Raw genomic sequence first — 20953 nt, 5'->3', positions numbered from 1 at the left:
GAAATGGACGAAGCGGTAGAAGTAAGAGATCTCCGCAAAGTCTATAAAACCGGACAAAAACCGGCGGTGGACGGACTGAGCTTCACCGTCCGCCGCGGCGAGGTGTTCGGGCTGCTCGGCCCGAACGGCGCGGGAAAGACCACCACGGTCGGCGTCCTGACCACGCGCGTTCGTCCCACGGAGGGGCGGGCGTTCGTGGAGGGCGTCGACGTGGTCGCCGACTCGAAGCGGGCGCGGCAGCTGCTGGCCGTCGTGCCGCAGCGCAACAACCTCGACCGCTCGCTCAACGCGAAGCAGAACCTGTTGTTCCACGCGGCGTACCACGGCATCGGGGCGAAGGAACGCGAGAAGCTCGCCGACGACATCCTCGAGCGGATGGGTCTGAAGGACCACGAGAAGGCGCTCGTCGACACGTTGTCCGGCGGTCAGGCACAACGGCTGATGATCGCCCGCGCGCTGATGCACCGCCCGAAGGTCTTGTTCCTCGACGAACCGAGCACTGGCTTGGACCCGCAGGCCAGGCTCTTCGTCCACGAACGCGTCGCGGCACTGCACGCGGACGGGGTCACGGTCGTGCTGACCACGCACGACATGGACGAGGCGACGAAGCTCTGCGACCGCGTCGGCATCGTCGACCACGGCAAGCTGCTCACGCTCGACACGCCGGACGAGCTGACGAAGAACCTGCCCGGCAGCAACACCGTCAGCGTCACGGTCGGCCTGAACGGCCACGAGCCCGCGAAGATCACCCAAGCACTGTCCGAAGTGGACGGGGCGCAGCGGGTCGAGGACGTGAACAACATGTTCCGCGTCTACACCGACGTCGACACCGCGGTCACGTTGCCCGCCGTGCTGAACGTGCTGCGGGACCTCGACGTGGTCGTCAGCGACGTCGCGATCGGCAAACCCAGCCTGGAGGACGTCTTCATCCACCTGACCGGCAGGGAGCTGCGGTGAGCCAACTCAGGACGTTCCAGGCGATCCTGTGGCGCGACGTCTTCGTCACGGGTCGCGAGCTGCCGAGCTTCCTCGCGCAGGTGATCATCCAGCCGTTCTTCATCCTCTTCATCTTCGCGAAGGTGCTGGGGGACATCGGCTACGTCCAGAACGACTTCGCCCAGGTGCTGCTGCCCGGCATCATCGCGATGAACGGGTTCCTGGGCGCGCTGCAGAACACGACGCTGCCGTTGGTGCTGGACTTCAGCTGGACGCGCGAGATCGAGGACAGGCTGCTGGCGCCGATCTCCATCCCGCTCGTCGCGGTGGAGAAGATCGTGTTCGGCGCGATCCGCGGTTTCTTCGCGGCGGTGCTGATGGTGCCGGTCGGGTTCGTGATGCTCGACGTTTCCTGGGCCTGGGAGGGGATTCCCGGTGCACTGGTCGTGATCATCCTCGGCTGTCTCGCGGGTGGCAGCGTCGGCATGGTCATCGGCACATCGGTGCCCGCGCGCCGGGTCAACGTGATGTTCGCTGTGATCCTCACGCCGTTGCTGTTCACGGGCTCGTCGCAGTTCCCGTGGCGGTCGCTGAGCGATGATCTGCTGTGGTTCAAGGTGATCTGCGCGCTCAACCCGCTGACGTACGTGAGCGAGGGCATGCGCGCGGAGCTGGTGCCGAGCGTGCCGCACATCCCGTTGCCGATCGTGCTGCTGGTGCTCGTGATCGCCATCGCGGGCTTCGGCGGGCTCGGCCTGCGCGGCTTCATGAAACGGGCCCTGGACTAGCAAAACGGCCCCGCGCAACGAAAGCTGCGCGGGGCCGTTCCACTCAGGACACTACGAGGCGTAGTCCTCCAGCATCTCGGTGACGAGAGCCGCGATCGGTGAACGCTCCGAGCGGGTCAGGGTGACGTGCGCGAAGAGCGGGTGGCCCTTCAGCTTCTCGATCACCGCCGCCACACCGTCGTGCCGGCCTACCCGAAGGTTGTCGCGCTGCGCCACGTCGTGCGTCAGCACCACCCGCGAGTTGCTGCCCAGACGCGACAGCACGGTCAGCAACACGTTGCGCTCCAACGACTGCGCCTCGTCCACGATCACGAAGGAGTCGTGCAGCGAGCGGCCGCGGATGTGGGTGAGCGGCAGGACCTCGAGCATCCCGCGGTCCAGCACCTCCTCCAGCACCGCCTGGCTCACCAGCGCGCCCAGCGTGTCGAACACCGCCTGCGCCCACGGCCCCATCTTCTCGTTCTCGCTACCCGGCAGGTAGCCGAGCTCCTGGCCACCGACCGCGTACAACGGCCGGAACACCACGACCTTGCGGTGCTGCCTGCGTTCCATCACGGCTTCGAGGCCGGCGCACAACGCCAGCGCCGACTTGCCGGTGCCCGCACGTCCGCCCAGCGAGACGATGCCGACGTCGGAATCGAGCAGCAGGTCCAGCGCGATCCGCTGTTCGGCGGACCTTCCGTGCAGTCCGAACGCCTCCCGATCTCCGCGGACCAGCCTGATCTGCTTGTCCGCGGTCACCCGGCCCAGAGCGCTCGACGTGCCCGCCAGCAACCGGAGTCCGGTGTGGCACGGCATTTCCGCGATGTGCTCCAGGTCCTCGTACTGGGTGGGGTCGACGACGTTCTCCTTGAACAGGCTGTCCACCAGGGACTGTGGAACGTCCAGATCGGACATTCCCGTCCAGCCTGACAGGGTGACGTCGTGCGCCCGATATTCCTCCGCCTGGAGTCCGACCGATCCGGCCTTGACTCGAAGCGGCATGTCCTTGGTCACCAGGGTGACGTTGCGGCCCTCAGCAGCGAGGTTGAGGGAGCACGCGAGGATTCGGGCGTCGTTGGAGTCCGTTCGGAAACCTGATGGCAACACCTCCGGGTCGGAGTGGTTGAGCTCGACGTGCAAGGTGCCTCCCACATCCCCGATGGGGATGGGCGAATCGAGGCGACCATGCCGCAAGCGCAGGTCGTCGAGCAGACGCAGTGCTTCCCTCGCGAACCAGCCCAGTTCGGGGTGATGGCGCTTGCCCTCCAGCTCGCTGATCACCACGAGCGGCAGCACGACCTCGTGCTCCGCGAACCGGGTGGGGGCGAGAGGATCGGACAGCAGTACCGACGTGTCCAGCACATATGTCGTGATGGCTGGGGCGGCGGACTTGCGCCTGGGGGAGGAACTGCGCGATGAGCCTGAGGTACGGCTCGCGGGACGTCGTGCGTTCACGGCAACTCCCTCACGAACGCGGCACCCGCGTCCGCTCCTCGCTGGGCCAGGCACAACCCTGATTGATCGTCTCGCCTTCTCAGGCGGGTCGACCACGAGGGCCGGGTGCCGGCCCCCTCGCGACGTTGTCAGCCACGATCAGGACCTCCCTGCGCGGTCCGCAGTGGTCGCGTCCCGCCACTTTTGAAGTTACCTGCGAGGACGCCCCATCTGCACGAAGCCACACAGGTGAATCCCGATTTGTCACCTGCCGGAAAACAAAACGAAACGTGACCGCAGCCGTGTTTTTGCTGGTCAGATGCTGTTTTCCTGGGTGTTGCGTGCCAGCCACGACAGACCGTCCCTGACCTGGGATTCGAGTGATTTCGGGGTCAGCGGCTCGTCGAGAAGTCTCAGATAGCGGGAGTCGAGCGACTCGCCGGGCGCGCGGACGTCCAGCCACGCCCTCACGAGACGCACTCCTTCGACGTACGTGGTCGTGTACGCGCGCCACAGCGGGTCCGCCAGAAAACGAACCATCTGCCGTGCGCGACGGTCGGGGACTAGCAGCCACCTGCGCAGATGCGCAACCACGTCATCCTGATCCGCACCACGATCGTGTAGCAGCAGAGCCGCGTCCTGCCGCACCGTGAGCAGGCCTGCCGCCGCTGACTCGACCTTTTCGGACAGTTCGCCGTCCATTCGCAACCCGAGGTCGCGGAAGATCCGCTCGGTCCACACGCCCCAGCCCGGTCCGACCGCCGCGTGCAGGCCGAGGTCCGCCATGCCCTCGGCCATCAGGCACTGGGGCGTGTTGATCAGGAAGATCGACTGCTCGGCGTGGCCGCGTTTGGCGATGAGGCCCGCGTCCTTGCGGCAGTGCTCGGTGTGGTGGCCGGGATAGGACTCGTGCGCGACCAGGTGCGGCAGGTTCGACATGCGGTGGCCGAGGTCGGCGTTGATCGCGACGCGGCTGCGGTAGCCGCCGAGGTAGTAGTTGAAGCCGCTCCACGGCTTGTTCGTGACGACCTGGTACTCGACGATCTCCTGCTCGGGCAGCGCGTACTTGGCCCGCACGCGGTCCCTCAGGGCACTGGAAATGGCCTGCACGGCGCCCTGGAGCCTGCGCGCGGGCACCTCGTCGGCCGTGCGGTAGGCCTGGAGGCGTTCGGTGAGCGTGCCGGCGCCGGGGAGCAGGGCGTCGAGGTTGCGGTGGGCCTGCGTGTACGCGTCCTCGTCACCAGGGCGGATGCGGACCTGGAAGTACTGCTGGACCTCGTCGACGAACGTGATGCGCTCGCCGGCGAGTTTGCGGGCGGTGCACTCCAGAGCCTTCAGGTGCGCTTCGAGGAACTGTTTGCGCTGGTCGGCGAGGTCTGTGGCGGGGAGTTCCTTGAGCAGCTGCCGCGCGTGGCCCGCCAGCGCCCTGGGGTCGAGGCGCGGCTCGTTGTCGACTGTGCGGCTCAGGGCGGGGTCGCCGGTGAACGAGTCGACGAACCCGGACACCAGGCGCCCGAGCCGCAGCCCGAGAACCAGATATCCGCGCACCAGCTCGTCAGCGTCCATGAGTCGAAGAGCGTACGGCCTCTACCACAGGGACTTACTCGCGACCGAATCGTGAATGGAAGGCCACCTGATCGGGGAATGTTGTTGATCTTGGTGTCACACAATGGGGTCATGAGGGCGGCCAATCGAGATCTTCACCGATAGCGTCTCCGCCCGGAGACCCCACCCTCCGGAGATCCCCGAAGACTCCGGAAATGACGGGGATAACCCGACATGAAGGAGATTGACGTGAAGAAGGCTTGTGCCGCGGTTGCCGCCGCAGCTGCGCTGTCCCTCGCGTTCGCCCCGGCCGCCATGGCCGGCGAAGGCCACGGTGGACACCACTGGAAGAACGGCCCGCTGCTGGTTGCCCTGAACGGCAACAACCTCAACGGCACCGTCGGTGCCTGCGGCAACAACGTCGGCGTCTTCGGCGGTGCCGTGCCGATCAACTCGCCGTCGATCACCGAGACCTGCGCCGCCGGCGGCATCGTCGACGAGGGCTGATCTCCCTTTAGCTCTGCCTCTGGGGGCGTCATTCATGGCGCCCCCAGATCCTTTTAGACCTGTTGTGCCCTTCATGAAGGAGAAAATCGTGCTGAAGAAGGTTGGCGCCGCCCTCGGTGTGGCCGCTGCGTTTGTTGCCGTCGGTTCCCCGGCAATGGCCGTTCAGGGCCACGAGTGGGAGAACGCGCCGCTGCTGATCGTCGGCAACGCGAACAACCTGAACGGTGTTCTGGGCGCGTGTGGCAACAACGTCGGTGTGTTCGGTGGAGCGGTTCCGGTGAACTCGCCCTCCATCACCGAGACCTGCGCGGCCGGCGGCATCGAGGACGGCGCCGAGTGGGGCCACGAGGGCTGAGCCTTCGTTCGCTGAAAAGGGGCGCCCACCTTCGCGGTGGGCGCCCCTTTTGCGTGTCTAGTTGCCGTAGCGGCGGTGGCGCTTGGCGTACTCGCGCATGGCCCGCAGGAAGTCGGTGCGCCGGAAGCCGGGCCAGTAGGCCTCGCAGAACCAGAACTCCGAGTGCGCCGACTGCCACAGCATGAAGCCGGAGAGCCGCTGCTCACCGGACGTGCGGATGATCAGATCCGGATCCGGCTGCCCGGACGTGTAGAGGTGCTCCGCGATGTGGTCGACGTCGAGCACCTCGGCGAGCTCCTCGATCGTCCCGCCGCGCTCGGCGTGGGACTGCAGGAGTTTCCTGACGGCGTCCGCGATCTCCTGACGGCCGCCGTACGCCACCGCCACGTTGACCTGGATGCCGGTTTTGTTCTTGGTCTTGTTCGACGCGTTGGTGAGCCGCTCGGCGTGCTGGGCGGGCAGCATGTCGATCGCGCCGACGTGCCGCACCCGCCAAGGGTTGCCGTCCTCGGCGAGCTCGTCGGTGATGTCGGCGATGATGTCGAGCAACGGCGCCAGCTCTTCGGTGGGCCGGTTGAGGTTGTCGGTGCTCAGCATCCAGAGCGTGACCACCTCGACCCCGGAGTCACCGCACCACTCGAGCAGCTCGAGAATCTTGCGCGCGCCCGCTCGATGCCCGTGCGCGACGTCCGTGAACCCGGCTTCCCGGGCCCACCGGCGGTTGCCGTCGAGGACCACACCGACGTGTTTGGGCACCTGTGTCCCGCTCAGCTCACGCCGGAGAATCCACTCGTAGAGGTGGATAGCGACGTCTTTCACGCGAGTGCGGAGTGCCACGTCCGAACAGCCTACGCCGTGCAAGCTTGGCCACAGAGCCGCGGTCCGAAACCTACGGTCGCGTAACCTGGTTTCCCGTGACCACTGCGACCACACCTCCACAACCCGGACTGCGGCCGCGACTTCGTGGGTGGCTGCACTTCTGGTCCTTCATCACCTCGGTGGCGACCGGCGCGACGCTGATCGCCCTGGCGGCGTCCACAGTGTCCGCGCGAGCCGCTCTGGCCACTTCGGTCTACGGCCTGACCGTCCTGGGCCTCTTCGGCGTCTCCGCGCTGTACCACCGCGTCACGTGGAAGTCAGACCGCGTGCGCACGTGGATGAAGCGCCTGGACCATTCGATGATCTTCGTGTTCATCGCGGGCACCTACACCCCGTTCGCGCTGCTGGCGATGGATCCCTCGACCGGTCGCGTCGTTTTGGCCGTCGTGTGGATCGGGGCGGTTCTGGGCGTGACGCTGAAACTCGCCTGGCCGCACGCGCCGCGGTGGCTCGGTGTGCCGATCTACATCGCCCTGGGCTGGGTGGCCGTGTTCGTGCTGCCCGAGCTGCTGCACCACGCCGGTGTGGCCGCTTTGGTGCTGCTGTTGGTGGGTGGGGCGCTTTACACCGTTGGCGCGGTGTTCTACGCGACTCGGTGGCCGAACCCCTGGCCTTCGGTGTTCGGGTATCACGAGTTCTTCCACGCGGCGACCGTGGTGGCGGCGATCTGCCACTACATCGCCATCTGGCTCGCGATGTACTCCTGACCTGGAGTTTTCGGGTTAGCTGATCTTGTCAGGCCGTCTCCAGGCCGTCAGCCCGCTTCTTCGGCTTGAAGAGCGCGTTGGCGGCCTTTCTGCTCTTGTCGCCGCTGGACGGAGACTGCTGCGGGACTAGGACCTCGGACCATGATCAAGTCCAGCCATCCGGTCGACAAACGTCGGTTGTGCTGAAACTTGCCTGACGTTGGGCTCTATGTAGCAGCGCTTGGTCGGCTAGTGCGCATGTTTCGTGAAGTTGATATTTGGTCAATATAGGTATAGATCCACTGAAACCTGGTCAGCTTCGGTGCCGGTATCTGAAACCTCCCTTCCTGTTATCCTGAGTCGATTGATGCTGATCGGTATAGTTGTACTCCATTTTGTTCGAAGCCCGCTGTCGGTCTTGTCTAATGCAAAACCGGACGGAAGCTGCTGGAGCTCGCTTGCTGCGACCATGTGTTTGAACCGGTCTGCGATGTCGCCTGAGATGTGCCAGCGGTCTTCGATTCGCTCGTAGCTGAACACTCGAAGGCTGATTGCTCCGTGGGGCTCCTTTTTCTGGCTTCTGGCTCTATATCCGCTTGAGATAGCGTTGTAGACTTCGGATGCGAATTCAATGAATGTAGCACCCTTATTGTGTCGCTCCAGTTGGTAGCGTAGAGGTGCGCCATGTGCCCAGCTGCCGCCATCGTCACTGGCCAGCGCGCCTGCTAGGTTTTTCGCTGCTTCTGTGATCGATTGCTGGTCGGAAGCGCGCCAGTCGCGGGAAGATTGAGCGATCCCGAACGTTCCTTTGAAGCCGAATCGTCCGGCTAGCTTCTCGGCTCGGCGGAACCAGTCGGGTCGCTGCTTGTCTTCAGTGATTAGGACTGCAAGCATTAAGTCTGGGTCTACTTGGTACCGTACGCATTCCTGCTCCATGTGTGCGATCAAATCGCGATCTATGTGCGCTCTGAAATCCGTTACCGCCGCTGACGCGTCAAACCGGTGTTGAGTGGCGCGTTGCATTTGGAAGACGACGGCTGCGGCTACGATGCCGGTGAGTGCAACTTCCATGTATTTGTCGGGCCCAGGTGTGTACGGGTACCACCATCTCGCTGAGAATCCGGCAAAAATGAGGGCGATGGTAGACATTGCGATGGTTGCAAGGTGGGCAATTGACGCCCTAGGGCTCATCTCTTTGGATTTAATGCCGCGAACCAACGCAGTTCCGTTTGTGGCGCTTAGGTGGATAACTCCGCAAACGGCTATCGCCCATGCGATCGAGAAAGTGAAACGGATTGCAAAACTTGCTACAAGCACGCCGATTGTGTATGGAGGGAGGAGGCGGAATAGTGCATAGCGAAGCGAGCTATGGCTAATCCCCTCGTCGACGAGCGAAGATATCGCATAATAGCTATCAGGCCACTTGGATTGAAGGACGGCGTAGAACCAGTTCAGTAATACGCCGCCCGCTATCCCGGCTATTATGGTCCTAAGGAAGTCCTGCATGTGTGACCCCTTCCGCAGTATGTAGCAGTATCGCGCTGATGGGGCGTGATGTTGCAGAGCTCTGCTACATGAAGCGAAGAAGCGCGGGTGAGTGGCTGGGCGGGAGCGAGGGCAAGGTGCCGCAGCCTGCCATGGCCCAGCCGTCACATCGTCGCCAGTGCTTGTCGGCAGTGTCGGCCATTGCTCTTGCCCTCTTCTGGTGCCTGCTGGTTCTCCTTGATCAACTTCCAGGCCGTCCACAGGCCGTCGGACGTCCGAAAAGGACGAAGACCAGCGAGAAGTGTCGAAACACGTTCTCGCTGTTAGCGCCCTGTTTCAGTGATCTGGCCGCAGGTCACGAGAAACCGGGGTTCACGACATCGCCATCTGGCTCGCGATTTACTCCTGATCAGGGAGTTTCCAGCCAGTTGATTGGTGAGGGCGCGCGCGACTCGGCGTCGAACTTGGCGTCGGCGAACGTGCGGTGCGTTCTGGAGTCCGGCAGGAACGTCCCGCCTTCGCTGATGTTGCTGTACGAGACGTAGAAGGCATGGCCCTCGTCGTCGACGACGGGCAGCTGGCCGATGTCGAGGTCGTTGGCTGCCTTGGCGTACTCGTACCAGTAGTCGTGGTCGGAGAGGACGATGGCCACCCGCCTCTGGATGGTGTCTCCCGTGTACCGGTAGGTGCCGCTGGCCACGATCTTCAGTGCCTTCACCGCGGGCCTCCTAGCGTTCCGGGTCGGTGACCAGCAGCGGGCCGAGGCCGGCGAGGACGGCGGTGGTGCTGGAGGCCTTGGCCCGGTTCAGCTCGTCCACGGTGATGCCTACGACGGTCAGGAACTGCAGGGTGCCGTGCGGTGTGTCGATCGTGCCGAGGGCCGGGTCCTCGGTGAAGGCCAGCGCTGTGAGGTTGGTGCCCGGTGCGCCGGTGATCGGGCCGCCGGGATCCATGCGGTGGCCCTCTGCGAAGACTCGGCCGCTGGAGTGGACGTAGTCGCCGAGCTTCTTCAGCAGGTTCGGTGCCCAGGTCGGCGGAGTGTCGGTCAGGGGGATGCGCATGGTCAGTTCGATGCCGAAGCCGCTCACGGCCGGGTTGTCGCTGTCTTTTGTGAACAGCTCGCTCAGGCCGAACGTCACCAGGAACCAGTGGTCGTCGCCGCGGTAGGCGCTCAGGCCGTAGACGCCTTGGCCTGGGAGATTGTTCGTGCCCCAGTGCAGCGGCTCCTGGGCGGGCACGGTGGCCTCGACCGCGGACTGGATGGCGTCCCAACCGGGCGTCTGATCTTCCACAGGCGGGGAAGCTACCGTCCGGCGCCCGTGAAGGCGCCGGACGGTAGGTGTCAACGGCCTCCGCGGGCCATGTGCAGGACGTCGAGGGCCGCGTCCAGCTGTTCCTCGGTGAGTTTCGACGGGACGTGACCGCGTTCCAGGACGACCTCGCGGATGGTTTTGCGTTCCTTGAGCGACTGCTTGGCGATCGACGCCGCCTCCTCGTAGCCGAGGTAGCGGTTCAGCGGGGTGACGATCGAGGGGGACGACTCCGCGTACTCGCGCATCTGCGAGACCTCGGCGACGGCACCGGCCAGGACCTTGTCCGCGAGCAGGCGCGCTACGGCTGCCAGCAACCGCGAGGATTCCAGGACGTTGCGGGCGATCACCGGCAGCATCACGTTGAGCTGGAAGTTGCCTTGGGAGCCGGCGAACGCGACGGTGGCGTCGTTGCCGATCACCTGGGCCACGACCATCATCGTGGCTTCGGAGATCACCGGGTTGACCTTGCCGGGCATGATCGACGAACCCGGCTGGAGGTCGGGGAGGGCCAGTTCGCCCAGGCCCGTGCGGGGGCCGGAGCCCAGCCAGCGGAGGTCGTTGGCGATCTTGAACAGGGCCACGGCGGAGGCTCGCAGCTGGCCCGAGATCTCGACCACGCCGTCCTGGGTCGCCTGGGCCTCGAAGTGGTCGCGGGCTTCCACCAACGGGAGGCCGGTGGCGGAGGCCAGTTCCGAGGCGACCAGAGCGCCGAACGAAGCCGGCGCGTTCAGGCCCGAGCCGACCGCTGTGCCGCCGATGGGCAGTTCGGCCAGGCGTGGGATCGAGGCGGAAAGGCGCTCGACGGAGTAGCGGACCTGGGACGCCCAGGCGCCCGCTTCCTGGCCCAGCGTGATGGGCACGGCGTCCATGAGGTGCGTGCGGCCGGACTTGACCAGGTCGGACCACTCGAGAGCGCGCGACTCCAGGACCGAGGCGAGGTGCTCGAAGGCTGGGATGACGTCGCCCAGAACGGCTTCGGTGGCGGCCACGCGCAGGGTCGTGGGGAAGGTGTCGTTGGACGACTGCGAGGCGTTGACGTGGTCGTTCGGGTGGACGTCGCGGCCCAGCGCACGGGAGGCCAGGGTGGCGATGACCTCGTTGGCGTTCATGTTCGACGAGGTGCCGGAACCTGTCTGGAAGACGTCGACCGGGAACTCCGCGTCCCAGGAGCCGGCGGCGACCTCGTCGGCTGCGGAAGCGATGGCGGAGGCCACGTCGGAATCCAACACGCCGAGGCGGGCGTTGGCTCGGGCCGCCGCGCCCTTGAGCAGGCCCAGGGCCCTGATCTGGGCTCGTTCCAGGCCTCGACCGGAAATCGGGAAGTTCTCGACCGCGCGTTGTGTTTGGGCGCGCCACAATGCGTCGACCGGTACCCGGACCTCACCCATCGTGTCGTGCTCGACGCGGTACTCCTGTTCAGACATACCTCCGAGTCTCTATCGTCGATCACAGCACTGCCACCCACCACTGGCAGAAGGGCCCTCTCATGGAGCGTGACGTCGACCTCCTCATCGTGGGTGCTGGTCCCACGGGGTTGTTCGCCGCTTACTACGCAGGCTTCCGGGAAATGAACGTCGCCGTCGTCGACGCGCTGCCAGAACCTGGCGGGCAGGTCACGGCGATGTATCCCGAGAAGATGATTTTCGACGTGGCCGGGTTTCCCGCGGTGCGCGGGCGCGACCTCGTCAACGGTCTGGTGGAGCAGGCAGGGCAGTTCAAGCCGACCTACCTGCTCGGCAGCCAGGCGCGCACGTTGGAGTCCACTGAGGACGGTCTCGCGATCGGTCTCGCCGACGGTTCGGCCGTCAAGACCAAGGCCGTGCTGATCACGGCCGGCATGGGCGAGTTCAACCCGCGTCCGCTGCCCGCCGGTGACGGCTGGCTGGGGCGCGGCATGGTGCACTTCGTGCCGGTGCTGGCCGAGCACGCCGGGCAGCACGTCGTGATCGTGGGTGGTGGCGACTCGGCGTTCGACTGGGCGCTGGCGCTGCACCCGATCGCCGCGAGCGTCACGATCGTCCACCGCAGGGCCAACTTCCGCGCACACGCCGCCACCGTGCGGCAGGTGCGGGAGCTCGGGGTCGAGATCATCGTCGACGCCGAGGTCCTCGCGCTGCGCGGTGAGCCTCTGTCCGAAGTGGACGTCAAGGTCAAGGGCGAGGACGTGAAGACGTTGCCCGCGCAGACAGTTGTCGCGGCGCTCGGGTTCACGGCCGACCTCGGGCCGATCGAGTCGTGGGGGCTGGAACTCGACCACCGCGCGGTGGTCGTCGACACCACGATGAAGACCAAGCTGGATCGTGTCTACGCGGCGGGCGACGTCGCGCAGTACCCCGGCAAGGTCAAGCTCATCGCCACCGGGTTCGGCGAGGCGGCGACGGCGGTCAACAACATCGCCGTCATGCTCAACCCCTCCGCGCACCTCTTTCCCGGGCATTCCAGCGACGCGAGCTGAGCAGCGCTGGCAGGATCCGCGAGCATGGGGAGACTTGTGGCCGTGCTCGCGGCCTGCCTGTTGCTGGCCGGATGTTCGCCGGCCACGACGAGAGCGATCAAGCTCAACGGTGCTGGTCAGCCGGAGATCATCGACACCTCCTGCGAGTCTCGGACGCTCACGCGGGTCGAGATCCGAGCGGTCAACGACGACGACGTGCTCGACGAGCGGGACCCGCTGGTCTGGCAGATCGACTTCGCACAACCGAGGCAGCACTACACGATCACCGTCGGCAGGGTGCCGGAAGGCGGTGAGGAGAAGGTCGCGTGGCAGCCACCGGCGGGTGGTCAGGAGCACGACGTCCTGTTCTACAACGGTGACCTGTGGGAGCCCGGCGACAGCTTCACACTCGACGAGCTGAAGGACGGCAAGGTCCGGTTCCAGTACCGGTACCTCACCGCAGGCGAGTTCGCCAAGGAGCGGGTCAGCTGTTAGGCAGCGGTGCCGGGTCGTGGTTCGCCAGGTGCTGGAAGATGATCGACGTCCGCCAGCCGACGATCTCCTTGCGCTGGCTCAGCCGGTCCACCAGGAAAGCGTGCAGATGCTCGTTGTCCTGAGCGCTCACGTGGATCACGAAGTCGTCGCTGCCCGCCATGACGAACACCGACAGCACCTCGGGCAGCCGTGCGGCGAACGTCTTGAACGCGTCGATCACCGTCCGGCTCAGCGGGCGGACCTGCACCGACACCAGGGCCTGCACGCCGCGGTTCAGCGCGGCCGGGGCGATGTCCGCGTGGTAGCCCCGGATCACGCCGCGTTCGCGCAGCAGGCGGGTGCGTTCGAGGCACGTGGACGGGGCGACGCCGACCTTGCGGGCGATGTCGCGGTTCGACTGCCGGGCATCGCGCTGCAGTTCCCGCACGATCGCCGAATCAAGTTCGTCCATCTCGCTCCCCGCCGCTCCGGATCGAATTATGTTCGGCCAAGCGATGAAACCATTGGTTCTCACCCTAACTTCGAAGTCAGATCTTGGCGGAAGTTCGGGAGGGGCAACGCTGATGTGGGAACACGAACAGCTCGTCGTGCGCACCGGGAAGCGGTCGGGGATGACCACGATGGTCGCCCTGCACTCGACCAAAGCAGGGCCGGCGGTCGGCGGGTGCCGGATGAAGTCGTACGAACAGATCACTGACGCCATCACGGACGTGCTCAGGCTGTCGAAGGCGATGACGCTCAAGTGCCGGGACGCCGGAATTCCGCACGGTGGAGCCAAAAGCGTGATCGTCGTCGACCGCGAGCTCACCCCGGAGCTCCGGCGGGAGGTCCTGCTCGACCACGCTGATCTGATCAACGAGTTCAAAGGCGCGTACCAGGCAGGACCGGACGTCGGCACAGGGCCGCAGGACATGCTCGTGCTCAGGGAACGCACCCCGCACGCCTACTGCCTGCCGGAGGAACACGGCGGCACGGGCTCGTCGAGCGGGCCCACCGCGCGAGGTGTGCTGGCCGCGCTCAAGGCCTCGGCGCAGCACGTGTTCGGGACGCCGGACCTCGCCGGGAAGAAGGTCGTGATCAGCGGGTTCGGTTCGGTGGGTGAGCTGATCGCGCAAGGGCTCGAAGGCGCCGAGGTGATCGTGTCGGACCTCGACGAAACCAAGCGGACGAACGAGTTCGGCTGGGTGGCCCCGGACCAGGCGTACAAGATCAGCGCGGACGTGCTCGTGCCGGCCGCGGTCGGCGGGGTGCTCAGTCCGGAAGTGGTGCAGGAACTCGACGTCAGGCTGATCGTCGGCCCGGCGAACAACCAGCTCACCGATGACGGCGTCGCGGATCTGTTGCGAGAGCGCGGGATCGTGTGGGTGCCCGACCACATCGCGAGCGCGGGCGGGGTGATCTACACGCTCGCCAGGGAGGACGACGGCGACGATCACGAGACCGCACTCAAGAGGGTTGATGTCATCGAGACGACGGTCCGGAGGTGGCTCACGCCCGTAAACTGAGACGCAAACCCTGGGGGGCTTTGTGATTCACGTTTACTGGGCCGATGTCGTGCCCGGCACGCCGTGGTGGGCGGGGCCGATCACGCGCGAAAGGCCGCGCACCGTGTACTGGCAGCCGTTGTCCGACCTGGTCGAGCGGCGGGTCAACGCCGCGGTCGACACCTCGGAGTGGGGATGCGACGTCCTCGTCGAGCTGACCATTCCACCCCACCTGAGTTCGGACATCGCCGTCATGCCGGGGTTCACCGTTGTGCAACTGGCGCTGCCCGAGGCGATCAACCGCAGCAGGGATGTCGAACTGGTCGTCCAAGCGCTCGAAGACGGGGTGCACGCCGCGGTCGAACGGGTCGCGCGCCGGCTGGGAGTGAGCTACCACCGCACGAACAAAGAGCCGCAGAGCCTCGAGCACCCGCTCAGGCTGAGCACGCTCGCGGGCAGGTTCGGCGGCACGATCGCGCTCGTGTCGCCGCGCACCGGGGAGTTCCTGCTCGACGCCGAGGAAGTCCGGTGGGAGGGCTACGAGGGCTGGCGGATCGTCAGGGCCACGACCGACGCCGCGGGCAGGCCGGTGTCCGATGTGGACTTCAGCGCGGTGGACGTGCCGGTGTTGCTGGACAACCTGTCCGCGAACGAGGGCACCGCTCTCGTCGTCGTGGGCAAGGAGTTGGAACGGCTCACCGGATGGCTGCCCACCGGCCTCGCCGGGCGCGTCTCGGTCATGGGACGCGACGACGGGTGCTGGTGGGCAGCAATCGGTTAGGGCAGCACCTGGACCTTCTCGCCGATCGCCAGGTTGTCGTAGAACACCAGCGAGGCGTCGGCGGGGAGCCGGATGCAGCCGTGCGACTGGACCGCGGTGTCACCCTGGTGGAACGCGATGCCGGTCGTCGTGAAGTACACGGCGTTGGGCATCGGGCCGTTGTAGGGGACACTCCAGTCGTTCTTCACCTTGCGCAGCACCGAGAACGTGCCCAGCGGCGTCTCGTAGCCGGGCTTGCCGTGGCTGATCGGAACGGGGCCGTAGCTCACCGCGCCGTTGAAGACCAGCCAGGCTCTGTTGGCGCCCTTCTCCAGGCACGCTCCGTTGTAGACGGTGCATCCCGCCGCAGCTTGGGCGGGTACCGCGAAACCGAGGATCAGGAGCACCGTCGCGACAAGTACTCGCATCTCTCATCACCCCTCGGTGACGGGGTAACCACTACGGGAGAACTTGAACCGCCTCGCCGACCGCGAGGTTGTCGTAGAACACGGCGGAGGCTTCCCAGGTGAGCCGGACGCAACCGTGCGACTGGGCGTTCAGATCGCCCTGGTGGAATGCGACGCCGTCGTAGGTGAAGTACACGGCGTTCGGCATCGGGCCGTTGTAGGGGATGCTCCAGTCGTTCTTCACCTTGCGCAGCACCGAGAACATGCCCACCGGCGTGCCGAAGCCGGGCTTGCCGTGGCTGATCTGGACCGGGCCGTAGCTCGTGACGCCGTTGGTGACGAGCCAGGCCCGGTTCGAGTGCTTCTCCACGCACGCTCCGTTGTGGACGGAGCAGCCGGAGGCTTGTGCCGGCACCGCGAAACTAAGCAGAAGAAGGGCCGTGAGGGCCAGCGATCTCATAGTTGATCATCATGAGACCACCTGAACCGTCTCGCCAATCGAGAGGTTGTTGTAGTAGTACTGCGCGGACGGCGGGTCCAGGTGGATGCAGCCGTGCGACGGGTCGGTGAGCGAGCCCTCGTGGAACGCGATGCCGCTCTCGGTGAAGTAGGTCGACCACGGCATCCAAGCGCTGTACGGCTTGCTCCAGTCGTTCCGGACCTTGCGCAGCACCGGGAACTTGCCCAGTGGCGTCTCGTAGCCCTTGCGCCCGTGGGTGATCGGCACCGGGCCGTAGACGACCTTGTCGCCGCGCACGACCCACGTCTGGTTCGTGGAGAGCTGGATGCAGGCGCCGTCGCTGATGTCGCACGGCGTCGGCTTCACCACCGGAGCGGGAGGCGGTGGCGGCGGCGGGGGAGGCGTCTCCGAGGACGACGGCGCGGCCGGCGTGGAGGACGCGGTCCCAGAGGAAGGCGCGGAAGAAGACGATGAAGAAGATGGTGGCGCTGTTGGAGTTTCGGCGTGCACCGCTCCCTGGGTACAACCCGCCACCGACATCAACGCGATCGCCGCGAGCAGCATCCGCATCGCGCACCCCCTCAGTGATTCATCCCTTGCCGAAGTAGACGACCGAAGGATCACTCAGGTTGCAAAACCGAAGGTCCGCCTCCTGTAACAGTTGGGAGACGGACCCTCGGAATGCGTTTACCGCGGAGCTAGCTGGTTACAGCCCGCCCACGTTCGTGCTGACCCAGGAGCGGTAGTAGGCCACGTCCACGTAGATGGACGGAGCGGTCGCGCAGGTCGCGCCACCACCGGAGCGGCTGGTCGCGCCGATGAGCTCCCAGCGGCCACCCACGGACTTCACCTGCGGGCCACCCGAGTCGCCGTAGCAGGCGCCCTTGTTGCCACCGGTGTTGTTCGTGCAGATCTCCGACGCGGCGCTGATGCCGGAGCAACGGCTGTCCGCGACGATCGACGTGTTGAGCTCCTGCAGGGTGATCGGAGCAGAGCCACAACCGCGGGTCGGGCAGGTCTGGCCCCAGCCGATGATGCGGGTGGCGGTGCCGACCGGGCCGGACGCCGTGGAGATGGCGATCGGAGCCTGGCTGACCGAGGTGTTGAGCTGCACCACCGCGAGGTCCGCGGACGGGTGCGTGATGATGCGCGACGCACCGGTCGTGGTGCCGCCGCTGGTGCGGTTCGTGGTGCCGATCCGGGTGCGGATCGAGGCCGCCGACGAGCCCTGGACGCAGTGCTTCGCCGTCACGACCCAGTTGGCCTTGACCAGCGAGGCGCCGCAGAAGTGGCTGCCGGAGGTGCTCTGCAGGGACACCATGAACGGGTAGACCTGTGACGCGTTGGTCCCACCGACGATCATCGTGCCCATGTCGCCGTCGCCAGTGGGGGCGGGGGCCGCGGTAGCCGCGGCGGCCGAGGCGAGCAGGGCGCCCGCGGCCACGACGACTGCGGAGAACAACGAACGTGCCCTCATCGTTGGTTTCCTTTCCTGAACCCGGCGCAGGGTTGCCGGGGTCAGATCGGAAACTATGGACGAAGGTCACACTGTCACTAGGGTCACTCGTCTGGTTACACAGCGTTCACAGTTCACAGCAAATAGGACAATCAGGGCAGCGGCTGCTGCGCGTCCTCGGGCAGGTCGAAGTCCACCGACGCGTATTCGCGCAGCTTGTGCAGGCTGTGGAAGCCGTCGATCATGCGTACGGTGCCGGATTTGGAGCGCATGACGATGGACTGCGTGGTGCAGCCACCTGCCCGATAGTGCACACCGCGCAGAAGGTCACCATCGGTCACGCCCGTGGCGCAGAAGAAGACGTTGTCGCCGGAGACGAGATCGTTCGTGGTGAGCACGCGGGAGAGGTCGTGGCCCGCGCCGATCGCCTTCTCGCGCTCCTCGTCGTCCTTGGGCCACAACCGGCCCTGGATCGCGCCACCGACGCACTTCAAAGCAGCCGCCGCGATGATGCCCTCCGGCGTGCCACCGATGCCGATGAGCATGTCCACGCCCGACGTGGGACGCGCCGCCGCGATCGCACCCGCGACGTCACCGTCGGAGATGAAGTGGATGCGGGCACCGGCGCGCCGCACCTCCTGCACGATCGACTCGTGCCGCGGGCGGTCCAGGATGCACACGTTCACGTCGGACACGTCGCTGTGCTTGGCCTTCGCGACGCGGCGGATGTTCTCCGCGATCGGCGCGGTGATGTCGATGACGTCGGCAGCTTCGGGGCCGACGGCGAGCTTTTCCATGTAGAACACGGCGGACGGGTCGAACATCGCCCCGCGCTCGGCCACGGCCAGCACGGCCAGCGCGTTCGGCATGCCCTTGGCCATCAGCGTGGTGCCGTCGATCGGGTCGACCGCGACGTCGCAGTCGGGGCCCTCGCCGTTGCCGACCTCCTCGCCGTTGAACAGCATGGGCGCCTCGTCCTTCTCGCCCTCGCCGATCACGACGACACCGCGCATCGAGACGGTGTGGATCAGCTTGCGCATCGCGTCGACCGCGGCGCCGTCACCACCGTTCTTGTCGCCGCGTCCCACCCACCGGCCGGCGGCCATGGCGGCGGCCTCGGTGACGCGCACGAGCTCCAGTGCCAGGTTCCGGTCGGGGGCTTCGCGACGTCGTTCCGCGGGGGTGTTCACCATTGCGCGCCTCCATGCGACTACTCAGCGTGCCGGATTTTGTGATCGGCAAACCGAATCCTTGCACGAGATCACGCCTCGGAGACGTCCTCCTCGACCACGGCGAGAGCTGCATCGATTCGCTCGCGCGCACCGGCGAGATGCTGCTCACAAGTCTTGGCGAGCACCTCACCGCGTTCCCACAGGGCGAGTGAGTCCTCCAGCGACAGGCCACCGGCCTCCAGCTTGCGGACCACCTCGACCAGCTCGTCGCGGGCGGCTTCGTAACCGAGTGTTTCCGAACTCACGCGGACTGGCTCCTCAGACGGCTCAGCACTGTCGCGACGGCCAGGTCGTAGCCGACCAGCGCCTCCGCGAACTCCTCGCCGTCACCCTCTCGCACGGCCTCGTCGATGAGCGCCTCGGCCTCCGTGACACGCCGGTACTGGACCGTGCCCGCGGTGGCTTCGCTCAGGTCGTGCAACGTGAGGATCAGCGTGCGGCGGCTCGGGGTGTCGCAGTCGCCCACCAACGCCGTCCAGCACTCCGCCGCGGCGCGGTTCGCCGCCTCCGCCTTCGACCGCAGTCCCGACCCGCACGAGCCGGCCGCCTCCATGGTCAGGGGCAGGAACACGGCATCACGCATCATCGGTACCTCCCCCTTCCACGCTGGTGACCACTGCTCCCACTGCTCCGTCAACGACGCGTACCCGCAGCTGTGTTCCGCTCGGCGCGTCCGTGACAGAACGCAACACGCCGTCGGGCCCGTCAGGTGTGACGAGTTGCACAACGGCGTATCCGCGGGCAAGCGTGGCTGCTGGTCCGAGGGTCGTCAAGCGGGCTTTCGTCCCTGACAGGTGGACGTCTTCCCGATCGAGACGTTGCGTGACGGCCCTACGGCTTTGGTCGCGAAAACGTTTCACTTCCTCGGCACGGCGTTCCAACGGACCGTAAGGGTCCGAAAGTACTGGTCGGGAGCGCAGAGCGTCGAGCAGTTTCCGTTCGCGGTCGACCCAGCCGTGCAGCGCGCGCCGGCCGCGATCGCGCATCTGGCGAACGCGTTCACTCTCTTCAGCGACATCGGGAACCACCCGTTTGCCTGCATCGGTCGGCGTCGAACAACGCAGGTCCGCGACGTGGTCGAGCAGTGGAGTGTCCGGTTCGTGGCCGATCGCGGACAGCACCGGCGTGCGGCACTGGGACACCGCGCGGCACAGCGCCTCGTCGGAGAACGGCAGCAGGTCCTCCACGCTGCCGCCGCCCCGGGCGATGATGATCACGTCGCACTCGGGGTCCCGTTCCAGAGTGGACAGCGCGGTCATCACCTGGGTGACGGCCATCGGACCCTGCACGGCGACGTTGATGACGCGGAAGTGCGCTGCGGGCCAACGGTTCCGCGCGTTCGTGAGCACGTCTCGTTCGGCCGCCGAGGCGCGACCGGTGATGAGACCGATCTTCTGCGGCAGGAACGGCGGACGGCGCTTGCGGCGCGGGTCGAACAGGCCCTCGGCGTGCAGCAGCTTGCGCAGCCGTTCGATGCGCGCGAGCAGCTCACCGATGCCGACCGCGCGGATCTCGTCCGCCCTGAGGCTGAGCGTGCCGCGGTTCGGGTAGAAGCTGATCTTGCCGTGGACGATCACGCGGCTGCCCTCGGTGAGCTGCAGCTCGCGGATCAGACCGGCGTTGGCCGTGATCGACATCGACATGTCGACGCTCGGGTCGCGCAGCGTCAGGAACGCCGTGGAGCTCCGCGCGTTGAGCTGCGTGACCTGGCCCTCGACCCAGACGTCGCCGAGCCGGTTGATCCAGTCGAGCAGCTTGCGGGCGACCGTCCGCACCGGCCAGGGGTTCTCCGGCGTGGACTTTCCTTCACTCACTGAGATTTGACCGTCGCGATCCTGCGGTTGAGCATGCCCACGAACTCGGGCCTTCCCTCGTGCGCCTTCTCGTAGCTCAGAAGCTCGTCCAGCTGCTCGACGCTCAGGTTGCGCAGGCGGGCGCGCAGCTGGGCGATCGACAGCTCGTCGTACATCGGGAGGAACTCGGGAACCTCGGCGATCGCCCGTTCCTCCTCTTCCCACGGGTCGTCGGCGAGCGTCTCGGCGGGAGTGGCGACCGGCGTCTCGTCCTCGTCGAACGTCGCCCACTCCGGCTCTTCCTCGGCAGGCCTCAGCCCGGAGAGCGCGTCGTCTCCTTTGATGGCGAGTTCGGTCACATGCTGCTGCACGCGCATGGACAACTGCATTGCCTCGCTGACCACCGTGAGGGGGAGTCCGGCGAGCTGCTGCGGCAGCTTGCGCGCCTGTTCGAGGGCGGTCACCGCGAGTCCAGCGGCGACGCGGACACCCAGGGGCAGTGGCTTCATGCCGCCTAGCCTG

At 66.2% G+C, this 20953-nt stretch carries 26 protein-coding genes; 9 read left to right on the top strand and 17 right to left on the bottom strand.

Going from position 1 to position 20953, the window contains the following annotated elements:
- Positions 1 to 3 precede the first annotated feature (3 nt).
- Together AB0M24_RS32560 and AB0M24_RS32555 are read left to right on the top strand one after the other, a co-directional pair.
- Entirely contained in the window at positions 4 to 957 is a 954-nt protein-coding gene (locus tag AB0M24_RS32560; protein WP_363776672.1) for an ABC transporter ATP-binding protein, read from the top strand.
- Positions 954 to 1724, top strand: a complete 771-nt coding sequence (locus AB0M24_RS32555) for an ABC transporter permease (RefSeq protein WP_363776669.1) — start codon at positions 954 to 956, stop codon at positions 1722 to 1724. The genes AB0M24_RS32560 and AB0M24_RS32555 overlap by 4 nt, the downstream gene beginning before the upstream one ends.
- A 51-nt stretch (positions 1725 to 1775) precedes the next feature.
- Here the strand turns inward: AB0M24_RS32555 and AB0M24_RS32550 are convergent, their stop codons facing one another.
- Entirely contained in the window at positions 1776 to 3068 is a 1293-nt protein-coding gene (locus AB0M24_RS32550; RefSeq protein ID WP_363776983.1) for a PhoH family protein, read from the bottom strand.
- A 387-nt stretch (positions 3069 to 3455) separates the two neighbouring features.
- A complete protein-coding gene (locus tag AB0M24_RS32545; protein ID WP_363776666.1) occupies positions 3456 to 4706 on the bottom strand; it encodes a DUF885 domain-containing protein in 1251 nt (416 codons plus the stop codon).
- 213 nt (positions 4707 to 4919) lie between these two features.
- Between AB0M24_RS32545 and AB0M24_RS32540 the strand changes: the two genes are divergently transcribed.
- Positions 4920 to 5192, top strand: a complete 273-nt coding sequence (locus AB0M24_RS32540) for a hypothetical protein (protein WP_363776663.1) — start codon at positions 4920 to 4922, stop codon at positions 5190 to 5192.
- Between the two features lie 88 nt (positions 5193 to 5280).
- Positions 5281 to 5547: a hypothetical protein gene (locus AB0M24_RS32535; protein WP_363776659.1), complete on the top strand. Its 267-nt coding sequence runs from the start codon at positions 5281 to 5283 to the stop codon at positions 5545 to 5547.
- Between the two features lie 57 nt (positions 5548 to 5604).
- On the opposite strand, the gene AB0M24_RS32530 is transcribed toward AB0M24_RS32535, so the two are convergent.
- On the bottom strand, positions 5605 to 6384 hold the full coding sequence (locus AB0M24_RS32530) for an isoprenyl transferase (RefSeq protein ID WP_363776656.1): 780 nt from the start codon (positions 6382 to 6384) through the stop codon (positions 5605 to 5607).
- Between the two features lie 77 nt (positions 6385 to 6461).
- Between AB0M24_RS32530 and AB0M24_RS32525 the strand changes: the two genes are divergently transcribed.
- Positions 6462 to 7133, top strand: a complete 672-nt coding sequence (locus tag AB0M24_RS32525) for a hemolysin III family protein (protein ID WP_363776653.1) — start codon at positions 6462 to 6464, stop codon at positions 7131 to 7133.
- A gap of 261 nt (positions 7134 to 7394) precedes the next feature.
- Here AB0M24_RS32525 and AB0M24_RS32520 read toward each other — a convergent pair whose 3' ends face one another.
- From AB0M24_RS32520 to AB0M24_RS32505, 4 genes are all read right to left on the bottom strand, one after another.
- Positions 7395 to 8618, bottom strand: coding sequence for a hypothetical protein (locus tag AB0M24_RS32520; RefSeq protein ID WP_363776650.1), 1224 nt, complete (start codon positions 8616 to 8618; stop codon positions 7395 to 7397).
- A gap of 388 nt (positions 8619 to 9006) precedes the next feature.
- Positions 9007 to 9315, bottom strand: coding sequence for a hypothetical protein (locus AB0M24_RS32515; protein ID WP_363776647.1), 309 nt, complete (start codon positions 9313 to 9315; stop codon positions 9007 to 9009).
- Between the two features lie 10 nt (positions 9316 to 9325).
- A complete protein-coding gene (locus tag AB0M24_RS32510) occupies positions 9326 to 9889 on the bottom strand; it encodes a suppressor of fused domain protein (RefSeq protein ID WP_363776644.1) in 564 nt (187 codons plus the stop codon).
- Between the two features lie 50 nt (positions 9890 to 9939).
- Positions 9940 to 11334, bottom strand: coding sequence for a class II fumarate hydratase (locus AB0M24_RS32505; protein WP_363776641.1), 1395 nt, complete (start codon positions 11332 to 11334; stop codon positions 9940 to 9942).
- A 62-nt stretch (positions 11335 to 11396) separates the two neighbouring features.
- Between AB0M24_RS32505 and AB0M24_RS32500 the strand changes: the two genes are divergently transcribed.
- On the top strand, positions 11397 to 12365 hold the full coding sequence (locus AB0M24_RS32500) for an NAD(P)/FAD-dependent oxidoreductase (RefSeq protein ID WP_363776638.1): 969 nt from the start codon (positions 11397 to 11399) through the stop codon (positions 12363 to 12365).
- Between the two features lie 24 nt (positions 12366 to 12389).
- Positions 12390 to 12839, top strand: coding sequence for a hypothetical protein (locus tag AB0M24_RS32495; RefSeq protein ID WP_363776635.1), 450 nt, complete (start codon positions 12390 to 12392; stop codon positions 12837 to 12839).
- Here the strand turns inward: AB0M24_RS32495 and AB0M24_RS32490 are convergent.
- Positions 12829 to 13290 (bottom strand): Lrp/AsnC family transcriptional regulator, encoded by a 462-nt coding sequence (locus AB0M24_RS32490; RefSeq protein WP_363776632.1) that lies wholly within the window; start codon positions 13288 to 13290, stop codon positions 12829 to 12831. The two genes, AB0M24_RS32495 and AB0M24_RS32490, sit on opposite strands and share 11 nt — an antisense overlap.
- Before the next feature lie 112 nt (positions 13291 to 13402).
- Here AB0M24_RS32490 and AB0M24_RS32485 point away from each other — a divergent pair, with 112 nt between their 5' ends.
- Both AB0M24_RS32485 and AB0M24_RS32480 read left to right on the top strand, forming a co-directional pair.
- Positions 13403 to 14344 (top strand): Glu/Leu/Phe/Val dehydrogenase dimerization domain-containing protein, encoded by a 942-nt coding sequence (locus AB0M24_RS32485; RefSeq protein WP_363776629.1) that lies wholly within the window; start codon positions 13403 to 13405, stop codon positions 14342 to 14344.
- Between the two features lie 22 nt (positions 14345 to 14366).
- Positions 14367 to 15104 carry a hypothetical protein gene (locus AB0M24_RS32480; protein ID WP_363776626.1) on the top strand — a complete coding sequence of 246 codons (738 nt, stop codon included), beginning with the start codon at positions 14367 to 14369 and terminating at the stop codon, positions 15102 to 15104.
- Here AB0M24_RS32480 and AB0M24_RS32475 read toward each other — a convergent pair.
- The 9 genes from AB0M24_RS32475 to AB0M24_RS32435 all read right to left on the bottom strand — a co-directional run bounded on the left by AB0M24_RS32475 (position 15101) and on the right by AB0M24_RS32435 (position 20940).
- A complete protein-coding gene (locus tag AB0M24_RS32475) occupies positions 15101 to 15511 on the bottom strand; it encodes a L,D-transpeptidase (protein ID WP_363776623.1) in 411 nt (136 codons plus the stop codon). The genes AB0M24_RS32480 and AB0M24_RS32475 overlap by 4 nt on opposite strands.
- A gap of 31 nt (positions 15512 to 15542) precedes the next feature.
- Positions 15543 to 15860, bottom strand: a complete 318-nt coding sequence (locus tag AB0M24_RS32470) for a L,D-transpeptidase (protein ID WP_363776620.1) — start codon at positions 15858 to 15860, stop codon at positions 15543 to 15545.
- A gap of 99 nt (positions 15861 to 15959) precedes the next feature.
- Complete coding sequence (locus AB0M24_RS32465) at positions 15960 to 16520, bottom strand: L,D-transpeptidase (RefSeq protein ID WP_363776617.1); 561 nt, start codon at positions 16518 to 16520, stop codon at positions 15960 to 15962.
- A gap of 136 nt (positions 16521 to 16656) precedes the next feature.
- On the bottom strand, positions 16657 to 17427 hold the full coding sequence (locus AB0M24_RS32460; protein ID WP_363776614.1) for a serine protease: 771 nt from the start codon (positions 17425 to 17427) through the stop codon (positions 16657 to 16659).
- A gap of 131 nt (positions 17428 to 17558) precedes the next feature.
- Complete coding sequence (glpX, locus tag AB0M24_RS32455; protein WP_363776611.1) at positions 17559 to 18599, bottom strand: class II fructose-bisphosphatase; 1041 nt, start codon at positions 18597 to 18599, stop codon at positions 17559 to 17561.
- 68 nt (positions 18600 to 18667) lie between these two features.
- On the bottom strand, positions 18668 to 18883 hold the full coding sequence (locus tag AB0M24_RS32450; RefSeq protein WP_045309943.1) for an exodeoxyribonuclease VII small subunit: 216 nt from the start codon (positions 18881 to 18883) through the stop codon (positions 18668 to 18670).
- Positions 18880 to 19224, bottom strand: coding sequence for a sugar ABC transporter substrate-binding protein (locus AB0M24_RS32445; RefSeq protein ID WP_363776608.1), 345 nt, complete (start codon positions 19222 to 19224; stop codon positions 18880 to 18882). Before AB0M24_RS32445 ends, AB0M24_RS32450 begins: the two co-directional genes overlap by 4 nt.
- A complete protein-coding gene (gene xseA, locus AB0M24_RS32440; RefSeq protein WP_363776605.1) occupies positions 19214 to 20452 on the bottom strand; it encodes an exodeoxyribonuclease VII large subunit in 1239 nt (412 codons plus the stop codon). Before xseA ends, AB0M24_RS32445 begins: the two co-directional genes overlap by 11 nt.
- Positions 20449 to 20940 (bottom strand): lipid droplet-associated protein, encoded by a 492-nt coding sequence (locus AB0M24_RS32435; protein ID WP_363776601.1) that lies wholly within the window; start codon positions 20938 to 20940, stop codon positions 20449 to 20451. Before AB0M24_RS32435 ends, xseA begins: the two co-directional genes overlap by 4 nt.
- Positions 20941 to 20953: the final 13 nt, after the last annotated feature.

The sequence above is a fragment of the Lentzea sp. NPDC051838 genome (assembly GCF_040681245.1).
Taxonomy (GTDB): Bacteria; Actinomycetota; Actinomycetes; order Mycobacteriales; family Pseudonocardiaceae; genus Lentzea.
Note: the sequence above shows the minus strand (reverse complement) of the source record. Positions and strands in the feature narration are given on the sequence as shown.